The sequence below is a fragment of the Aquibacillus koreensis genome, from assembly GCF_025154055.1.
Classification (GTDB): Bacteria; Bacillota; Bacilli; order Bacillales; family Amphibacillaceae; genus Aquibacillus_C; species Aquibacillus_C koreensis.
In genome coordinates, this window is the sequence record NZ_JAOALK010000060.1 from 26847 (window position 1) to 36026 (window position 9180).

The following is a 9180-nucleotide window of genomic DNA, read 5'->3' on the forward strand; positions in this document are numbered from 1 at the left end:
ATCCGGAGCATTATTCATAAGTACAAAAAAAGGACGGAGAATTTATCTCCGCCCGAGCGTCCCGAACAAGTCTATTCTTCCACTGTGCCTCTATTCCGCTTATTTAGAATGAGCAAAGTGCAATAAAGGATGATGGAAATGACGATTGAAATTGCTGAAGTTAGATAGATGTAATTATAGCCGAACAAGAAGGCTATTTGTCCAAAGGCTACCGCGCCAATTCCAACTCCTAGGTCAAAGGATGAGAAGAATGTGGCATTGGCCATCCCTTTTCGGTGGGAGGGTGCTTTGTTGACTGCCCAAGCTTGTAAGGCTGGTTGAATGCTTCCGAATCCAAGTCCATAAAGTCCAGCAGCAATAAATAAGACCATTGCATTTGGTAGCCAGAACAATAAGAACATAGCAGTTAGGATCATAATAGTACCAGGTAGGAAAACAACGATATGTCCTTTTAAGTCATATAACTTACCTGCAAAGGACCTGGAGACCATCAAGAATATGGCAAAGATTAGAAAATACGTTTCAATCCCCTCAATGCCTTCTTGTGCAGTATATAGCGGTAGAAATGAAGCAATTCCACCAAAGGTTACCGTAATAAAAAACAGTAACATCGAAGGTTGAAGTGCACTTTTTTCAAAAATATCAAATTTCACCGTGGCTGTTTTATGTGCTGCCTGTTCTACTTTTTTGTATTTAATTTGTGAGGATAAGATAACAGCTACGAGTCCGAGAGCAGCACAGATTAAAAACAGTTGGCTAAAAGTAATGTAGCCAACAAGTGTTAAACCTAAAGAAGGACCAAATGCGAGCGCTATATTACCTGAAAGACCGAAGTATCCCATTCCTTCTCCACGGCGTTTAGCAGGAATTAAGTCTGTAGCGATCGTACCGGTTGCCGTAGTGGAAAGTCCCCAACCTATCCCTTGCACCATACGCATGAGAAATAAAAATACGATAGACGCAATAAATCCGTAGGAGCCCACAGATAAAACAAAAATAGCAAGGCCGGTCATATATACGAATTGTCTTCCTTTTGATTCCAAAGCATGCCCTGCATATGGACGGAAAATCAATGCGGAAAAAGTAAAAATACCAGTGATGACACCAATTAATTGATCACTACCACCAAGGTGTTGAACGAACAATGGAAGTGTAGGTAAAGTCATCTGAAAACCTAGGAAAATAAAAAAGTTTGCCACACAAATGAGGGCAAAGTCTTTTGTCCAAATCTTTTCCTTTTTCATATAGCTAGTGTCTAATGATTGATCAGTCATGAAGTTCTCCTTTCTTTCGACTATCGAAATATATTATACAGAATAAAAAGGCGTCTGTCACTATATGAGAATAGAACAGACACCTAATAAGTAATTACATAGAGTGTTAGCATTTATTAAATATCTTGCGCATACCTGTCATCAGGGATCTTATTTAACATGACATACAAGCTAACGTTTGATGATCCGCTGTTAACAAATGATAGGAGTTCATCACCAGCAACTAGTATGACATCATTAGGAGAGCCCTGCACTTCTTTTTCATCGATCGTAAATACACCTTTTCCTTGTAAAACTTGAATATATACATGGGAGCCTGGATGTGTATGTGCTGGTAACGCTTGTCCAGGCATAAAGTTTAAGCTAAAAGAAGTACTTTGCCCTTCTTTGAAAACGATTCTTTTCGTAAATCTTTCTTCATTAAATTCTATAAAATCTAATAGGTGTTGTTTTTTCATGTGACACCCTTCCCTTCACGAATGGAATGAGTTACTTAAGTGAAAGTAACTCTTAGATCTATTATAATCCTTCGACTAGGGCGATGAAGTGAGGGAAATCACGGCAAAGGAGAGTTTGGTTAACGGATAAGATAGAGGGAGGGGACAACCTACCTAATAACCTACTTATCTTGCAATTCTTTCTTGATGTACTCAATCCCCTCGGGACTTAATACGATTTTTCCATCACAAAAAGTTTGGTTTTCAGGTTTTACTTCACCGGTAATCTGACATGCAAGATTCGATCTGAATTTACGTAGTATAATCTTATCTTCTTCCGTAAAAATTTCTAATGGATCTTTTTCATGAATATTCAGCACGGTTCTTAATTCCTTTGGTATTACCACTCTTCCTAATGGATCGACATTCCTTACCATACCTGTACTTTTCATCATTAAAACCTCCAATTCAACTGTTTAATTTTGGTATAATTATAACATATATTGGTTCTATTTCCTTTTATTAACTTGCTTAAACATGTAAATATAGGTATTTTGAAAAAATGAGGGATAGAGTTGTTGTTAAAGTGATAAGGGTTAAGCAATTAAGCGGAAAAAAAGCAAGCAAGAGCCCGAAAAACGAACTCTTGCCGTCATGTAGATTAATCAAATAATACGCTAACAGATTTTTGCTCATATACACGGACAATTGCGTCTGCAATGAGTGGAGCGATTGTAAGCTGGGTAATTTTATCAATTTGTTTTTCTTCTGGAAGCGCAATACTGTTTGTTGTTACTAATTCTTTTAGTTGTGATTTCTCTATTTTTTCAATGGCTTGTCCAGAAAGAACAGGGTGTGTACAACATGCATAAACTTCCCTTGCACCATGCTCTATTAAGGCATTTGTACCATTCGTGATTCTATTGCCAGTGTCAACAATATCATCAATGATAATTGCAATTTTATTTTCGACATCCCCAACGATATTCACTTCGCCAGCATCGCCTTCTCTTGGTCCACGTTTGTCGATGATAGCGATAGGGGCTTTCAGACGGTCAGCCAATTGTCTTGCTCGAATAACACTACCATGATCCGGTGATACCACCACTACATCTTGTAAGTTTTTCTCCATAAAATGTCTTGATAGTATTGGAATACCTAAGAGTTGATCTACTGGGATATTGAAAAAACCTTGTGTTTGAGGTGCATGTAGATCAACCGTAATAACACGATCTGCACCTGCTTTTTGGATTAGGTCAGCAACCAATTTTGCGGTAATTGGTTCACGTGGTTGTGCTTTTCGGTCTTGGCGTGCATAACCATAATAAGGAATAACAACGTTTATGGTGTTCACTGATGCCCTTTTAAGGGAATCGATCATGATTAATAATTCCATAATGTTTTGGTTAATTGGATGACTCGTAGATTGGATAACAAATACATCACAACCTCTGACGCTTTCTTCGATATTCATCTGTATTTCGCCATCACTAAAGGTTCTGACAGAGCTTTCTCCAACATCGATTCCGATATGTATCGCTATTTCCTTTGCTAGTTCAGGGTTTGAACTTAACGACAATACTTTTAATTTTGAGCCTTGATAAACACTTGACACAGGTAACCCTCCTAAAGAGCCAAACTACTTTTCCACTTTGTTCGTCGACAAATTATATCATATACTTTTTAGTTTAAAACAAAAAAGTATGGATTGCTAGCAAACTGTACTTACTTCTTTAGTATTGTGTTTCTTTCTATTAATATAATTTCGAACTCGACATAAAATATTACAGTATTACCAAATAACTTATAAAAGGACAACTTATTAATGGAGGTTTTTTCCTGTCGAAATATACCTTTTTCAAAAGACTGTACTGACAGGATATGGTATAATCTAAAACGGGAATTATAACCTAGTATATTCAAAATATGCTATTTTTAATAGGTTGAAATTACACATAGGTAAATGAAAATAAAAAAACATATGCGGAGGTGCGCAAATGAGTTGGCAAGAGCAATATGAGAAATGGAAGAATTATGATCAGTTAGAGGCTGAGTTAAAAGACCAGCTAACAACGATAGAAGATAATGAAAAAAAACTGGAAGATAGCTTTTATAAAGAGTTGGAGTTTGGTACTGGAGGCATGCGTGGAGAGATTGGTCCTGGCTCCAACCGAATGAATATTTACACGATACGTAAGGCAACGGAAGGATTGGCTCGTTACATAGAAGAACAAGGCGAAGTAGCCAAATCAAGAGGGGTTGTCATTGCTTATGACTCTCGATTTAAATCGCCAGAATTTGCAATGGAGACAGCAAAAACGTTGGGTGCGCATGGAATCCAAGCGTACCTATTCGAATCACTTCGTCCAACACCGGAATTGTCGTTTGCTGTACGTTACTTACATGCTGTTAGCGGAATTGTAATCACAGCTAGTCATAATCCACCAGAATACAACGGCTATAAAGTATATGGAGAAGATGGTGGTCAGTTACCACCAGCTGCAGCAGATGCATTAATTGAAAAAGTACAAGAAGTGGACAACGAGTTATTAGTTGAAGTAGCAGATGAGGAAGCATTGTCAGAAACGGGTTTACTCCAAATAATCGGAGAAAAAATTGATCAGGCTTATTTGGAGCAATTAAAAACAATTGTAGTTAATCCAGATGTAATTGAGCAAGTGCGTAATGACTTTAAAATTGTATTCACACCACTACATGGTACTGGAAATATTCCTGTGCGAGATGGCTTAAAGGCAATTGGATTTAAGCATGTAGACGTTGTGAAAGAACAAGAATTACCTGATCCTAATTTTTCTACTGTATCGTCTCCGAATCCAGAGGAGCATGCAGCTTTCGAATTAGCAATCGAATATGGCAAAAAACAAGATGCAGATATTTTACTCGGTACAGACCCAGACGCAGACCGCGTTGGTGTTGCGGTTAAAAATGATCAAGGTGAATACCAGGTGTTAACGGGTAATCAAGTGGGAGCATTAATGCTGCATTATCTCATTACCGAAAAGAAACGCAAGGGTGAACTAAAAGATCATGCTACCGTGTTAAAAACAATTGTTACTTCTGAAATTGGGCGAGATATCGCTACAGCACATGGCCTGGATACGATTGATACATTAACAGGATTTAAATTTATTGGTGAGAAAATTAAAGAATTTGAAGAGACTGGTGAGAAAAGCTTTTTATTTGGTTATGAAGAAAGCTATGGTTACCTGATCAGTGACTTTGTTCGCGACAAGGATGCAGTTCAATCTTGTTTAATGGCAGCAGAGGTTGCAGCTTATTATAAATCAAAAGGGATGAGCCTTTTTGAAGGGTTGCATGCGATTTTTGAAGAATACGGCTTTTACTTTGAAGCACTTGAATCTTTAACGTTAAAAGGAAAAGATGGTGCAGAACAAATTGAATCAATGCTCGCAAATTTCCGAACTAATCCACCAAAAGAAGTTGGTGGCATCCAAATTACAGAGCTTGAGGATTATAAAGCTAGTACGAGAAATATAATGGCTACAGGAGATGTGGAAACAATCACATTGCCAAAATCAAATGTATTAAAGTATAAGTTAGCAGATGGATCATGGTTTTGTTTACGCCCATCAGGTACGGAGCCGAAAATTAAGTTTTACTTCGGCGTGAAAGGTAGTACGTTTGAGGAAAGCCAGACGCAGTTAAGCGCGCTAAAACAAGGTGTTATGAAACGCGTAAATGAATTGGTAAGTGAATAAGATAATGAGATATTTAGGACCCCGGTGTTCATTCACCGGGGTTTTTGCATTTTTTGGATTGTTTGGAGCAAGTGGATCGATCTTAAAAAGTAAGGTGGGGAGCGGGCGCATAAACCAGTTGTTTAGGCAAATATAGCGCATATATGAGATTTCAGGCGCATAAATCAAGGGGGAAGGCGCATATATCATCAAAAAATTTCTTTGCAATAGAAGTTAATTTCTTTTCCATTTTCCATTCTATGTCTACGCGTTTTATCATATATAGGTTGTATAAGCCCTCTTCTAAGACTGAACGGGAAAATATATAAAAACGAACAGGGAAGGAAGTAACCTATGTATTGTGAGTCTTGTGGTAAACAGGTGGAAAAAAGTGAAACGACATGCGCAAGTTGTGGAGCTAAGGTAACAAAACTTGGTGAAGCAATAGCTAGAGAAAGACAAATGCAGCCACAAATACAACCTTCATCAAAAGCTTCTAGTAAAGGAATTGTTTTTGTTGTACTAGGATGGTTGTTTTTTATTATTTCCTTATTGATTCTTCCTGTGCTTTTTGGAGCAATCGTGTTCATGATGGGATTGGCTGTCTATCAACAACGCAATCAGATGCATGGGGTAGTGCTCATGGCGCTTGCTGTGATGGTAATTATTCTAGGATTTTTATAATAGTCTAATATAAAAAAACCAACCTCTTCTATCTAAAGAAATGGTTGGTTTTATAATAGATTACAATTCTTCGCCTTCACCTGATAATAATTTCATCTGGTCATTTTCATATCCAACCAAATAAGTAACCTTATAATTGCTTACCACGATTTCTCCATCTACTCGTTCTTCAGCGGAAATACTAGCATCAACTTGAATAATTCCATCTTTCACTTTAGCTGAAATTCCCTCCATATTTACAGACACCGTATTTAGATAGCCTTTTCTGAATGATTCATAAGGTGTATTGGTTTGCCAGGAGCTTCCGAGCAATGAATAAGCTGTAATGTAATCTTGGTAATTTAAGTTTTCATAAAAATACTCAACAAGATACATGGCCATTTCTGTATCGTTGTATTCCTCATATCCTTCATCAAAGCCGTAATCTTCCGAAGTTTGATTAATTGATGGAAGGTTTTCCATTGGTGATTCAGACCACCCTTTTACGAGTGCAATTACATTTGCAATAGGAATGCTAAAACCAATGGCGCCTTGATTGGCACCTGCTGAGTTAATCCCGACCACTTCTCCAGTCTTCGCATTCACGAGTGGACCACCACTATTTCCAGGTGCAATCGGTGCAGAAATTTGGTACACGTCTTCATATTGATATGGTGGAATATCTAAGTCGCGATTTACACCACTTATGATTCCAGTTGTTACTGTGTTTTCTAGTCCTAAAGGATTTCCAAGTGCAAGGATTTCGTCTCCAATCTCGGCTTGTTGTTGATTAATCGCTAAGGGTGCTATTCCTTTCAACCCATTAACGCGAACAACGGCAACATCCGTATCCTCACTAATGCCAATTACGGTTCCGGGATATTCTTTTGCATCAGCGGTTTTAACTGTAACTTCCTTCGCACCAGCTACCACATGAGCATTCGTGATTACATCGCCTTGGTTATTATATAGAAATCCAGAGCCTAACGAACCATCCGTTAATTCTATTTTGACAACAAGCTTTTGTGATTCATGAATGATCTGCTTTAAGTCTTTTGGTTCAACTAGAGCCTCTGCTGGTTCTTGTTCACTTGCAAGAATGGTTGACGCTAAGTGCAGCTGGTTCGGAACATGGTCTTGAATCAAATAAAAAGTATAAATGCCAGCGCCAATCACTATTAGAGTAGCTATGATGCTGAAAATCCAATATTTTTTCATTCACTTTTCACTTCCTTAATCGAGATACCACGTGATATCATCAATTTCAATCGTTGCATCTTCAGAAACGTGATACATAAAATCTTCAAACGTGCCTGTTTCTCCTGGTCCTATATAATACGGATAGACACTCGTGAAACTGTCCGTTATATAAGCACCTTCTGCATCGTAGATCGTATAGTAGATTGTCACTTCATTTATCTCTGTGGTTGCGACGTTTTTGATCTCTCCGGAAAAATAAAAATCACCATATTCATCGATGTGAGATTCAAATGAAAGTACTTCTACAGCGGCTGTTCGATTGTGTAAATCTTCTTGTGCAGCTACTTCCATTGCTTGTTCTAACCGCTCTTGTTCCGCAGTTTCAAAAGCTGTCTGCTCTTGGTCAATCTTCTCTAAAAATGCTAATAGCTTTTCATCATCCGTTGCATAGGATAATGCTTCATTGATGATCGATCTAGCATCTGAGAATTGGTTGTTATCTAGAGCAGTAGTTGCACGTCCACTACTAATCTTTACAATCTTGTTTATAATTTGTTTTTTTACCGCAGCAGCCTCTTCGGATGATAGGGTTGCTAACGTATTTAGCTTTGCTGCTAAAGCGTCAACCGTCGTTAATTCATCTAGTTCTTGTTTTATTTTTCCTACCGTTATCGTGACTTCGATTGTTGTAAGCTCGGGATGAATAGGTTCAAATAAAGGTCCAACCGCTGTTTGTAGTTTTTCTTTAAAAGATGTAAGTAGCTCTTCTGCATCTGAGAAGTTTTGTTTCTTTACAGTCTTTTGTATGGTTTCTAGTTCCTCTAAAAATGAAGATACTCGCTCAATTTCTTCGAGGTCTTGTCCTAGGACTGCATAATTAGGGCGTAAATCTATTGCATTTACAAGCGACTCTTCCGCAGTTTCATAGTCTCCCTGTAAGGCCGCAGCTTCCGCCGATTTTTGGAACGCCAATACCTCATCATTTACATTTAATTGATGTATATAAAAGTATATTAATCCTGCGCAAATACATACTAGACTTACAATGGGCAGGAAGGTTGCGATCCAAAAACCAACCCCTTTTTTCAGTTTTTGCTTGGACCGAATAACCCTTTCTTGTGGTTCTTCAGGTGTTTTTGAGCTGATTTCCGATTGACTTTCTATATGATTATCCTCTGACTCTATCATATCGTTTGATTGATCAATTTGGGCACCGCAACTCGAACAAAACTTTGCAGATTCGGTGATTTTCTCTCCACATTGATGACAAAACATTCTATGCCCTCCTTAACTAGAAAAATATGTCGATTTCGATTTAACTAGTGTACTTATCATATCGTATTTATGTCGATTTTTGTGCATGAACAGAAAAAAAGTCATTAGAAAATATAGCAAATTTTGTCGAGGGTGTAAACGAAGGGACGGTTCTTTTGTTTCCAAAAATGGAAACAAAAGAACCGTCCGAGACCAGTGAAAAAGTCTACGACTTACCCCTAATTCATAAAACACATTAGAATTTAATATTTTTTATCACTTTCAAATAAAAAAGACCCTCTAAATGGTATAATTAGTACGCTGATACCAAAACCATTAGGGGGTCTTTTTTATGCTTCGACAACAGCCAAAGCAATTTAGTTTTCATTCTGTATTATACAATAAAATTCCTGATAATCATATCCTAAAAGCGATATCTAAGGTCGTAGATTTTAGTTTTATTAATATTCTCCTTGAAGATACATACTGTAAAGATTTTGGTCGTCCTGCCAAAGAACCAGAAATGATGTGTAAGTTACTTTTTCTTCAACACTTATATAATTTGTCTGACGAAAAAATGGAAGTGGAAGCTAGTCTAAATTTAGCTTTTTTGTATTTTCTGGGCCTTGATCC

9 protein-coding genes are annotated in these 9180 nt (G+C 37.6%); 3 read left to right on the forward strand and 6 right to left on the reverse strand.

The window, feature by feature from the left end; translation table 11 throughout:
- Window positions 1–71 precede the first annotated feature (71 nt).
- The 4 genes from NYQ66_RS19365 to NYQ66_RS19380 form a co-directional block, all read right to left on the reverse strand.
- Window positions 72–1274 (reverse strand): MFS transporter, encoded by a 1203-nt coding sequence (locus NYQ66_RS19365; protein ID WP_259871890.1) that lies wholly within the window; start codon window positions 1272–1274, stop codon window positions 72–74.
- 116 nt (window positions 1275–1390) lie between these two features.
- Window positions 1391–1732: a cupin domain-containing protein gene (locus NYQ66_RS19370; protein WP_259871892.1), complete on the reverse strand. Its 342-nt coding sequence runs from the start codon at window positions 1730–1732 to the stop codon at window positions 1391–1393.
- A 161-nt stretch (window positions 1733–1893) separates the two neighbouring features.
- Window positions 1894–2163, reverse strand: coding sequence for an AbrB/MazE/SpoVT family DNA-binding domain-containing protein (locus NYQ66_RS19375; protein ID WP_259871893.1), 270 nt, complete (start codon window positions 2161–2163; stop codon window positions 1894–1896).
- Between the two features lie 209 nt (window positions 2164–2372).
- Window positions 2373–3326: a ribose-phosphate diphosphokinase gene (locus NYQ66_RS19380; protein WP_259871895.1), complete on the reverse strand. Its 954-nt coding sequence runs from the start codon at window positions 3324–3326 to the stop codon at window positions 2373–2375.
- Between the two features lie 382 nt (window positions 3327–3708).
- Here NYQ66_RS19380 and NYQ66_RS19385 point away from each other — a divergent pair, with 382 nt between their 5' ends.
- Window positions 3709–5451, forward strand: a complete 1743-nt coding sequence (locus tag NYQ66_RS19385; RefSeq protein ID WP_259871897.1) for a phospho-sugar mutase — start codon at window positions 3709–3711, stop codon at window positions 5449–5451.
- A gap of 333 nt (window positions 5452–5784) precedes the next feature.
- The gene (locus NYQ66_RS19390) at window positions 5785–6114 is read left to right on the forward strand and encodes a hypothetical protein (RefSeq protein WP_259871899.1); all 330 of its coding nucleotides are present in this window, start codon (window positions 5785–5787) and stop codon (window positions 6112–6114) included.
- Between the two features lie 60 nt (window positions 6115–6174).
- Here the strand turns inward: NYQ66_RS19390 and NYQ66_RS19395 are convergent, their stop codons facing one another.
- Together NYQ66_RS19395 and NYQ66_RS19400 are read right to left on the reverse strand one after the other, a co-directional pair.
- Window positions 6175–7311 carry a S1C family serine protease gene (locus NYQ66_RS19395; RefSeq protein WP_259871900.1) on the reverse strand — a complete coding sequence of 379 codons (1137 nt, stop codon included), beginning with the start codon at window positions 7309–7311 and terminating at the stop codon, window positions 6175–6177.
- A gap of 15 nt (window positions 7312–7326) precedes the next feature.
- The gene (locus tag NYQ66_RS19400) at window positions 7327–8568 is read right to left on the reverse strand and encodes an FxLYD domain-containing protein (RefSeq protein ID WP_259871901.1); all 1242 of its coding nucleotides are present in this window, start codon (window positions 8566–8568) and stop codon (window positions 7327–7329) included.
- Window positions 8569–8899: 331 nt separating this feature from the next.
- On the opposite strand from NYQ66_RS19400, the gene NYQ66_RS19405 reads away from it, so the two are divergent.
- Window positions 8900–9180: transposase (locus NYQ66_RS19405; RefSeq protein WP_259871902.1), on the forward strand; the 281-nt coding region annotated here is incomplete at its 3' end.

Bases quoted from the DNA above. Each gene is read 5' to 3' on its own strand.
- NYQ66_RS19375 (WP_259871893.1), bottom strand. From the start codon at position 2,163: ATGAAAAGTACAGGTATGGTAAGGAATGTCGATCCATTAGGAAGAGTG.
- NYQ66_RS19395 (WP_259871900.1), bottom strand. From the start codon at position 7,311: ATGAAAAAATATTGGATTTTCAGCATCATAGCTACTCTAATAGTGATT.
- NYQ66_RS19385 (WP_259871897.1), top strand. From the start codon at position 3,709: ATGAGTTGGCAAGAGCAATATGAGAAATGGAAGAATTATGATCAGTTA.
- NYQ66_RS19400 (WP_259871901.1), bottom strand. From the start codon at position 8,568: ATGTTTTGTCATCAATGTGGAGAGAAAATCACCGAATCTGCAAAGTTT.
- NYQ66_RS19365 (WP_259871890.1), bottom strand. From the start codon at position 1,274: ATGACTGATCAATCATTAGACACTAGCTATATGAAAAAGGAAAAGATT.
- NYQ66_RS19390 (WP_259871899.1), top strand. From the start codon at position 5,785: ATGTATTGTGAGTCTTGTGGTAAACAGGTGGAAAAAAGTGAAACGACA.
- NYQ66_RS19370 (WP_259871892.1), bottom strand. From the start codon at position 1,732: ATGAAAAAACAACACCTATTAGATTTTATAGAATTTAATGAAGAAAGA.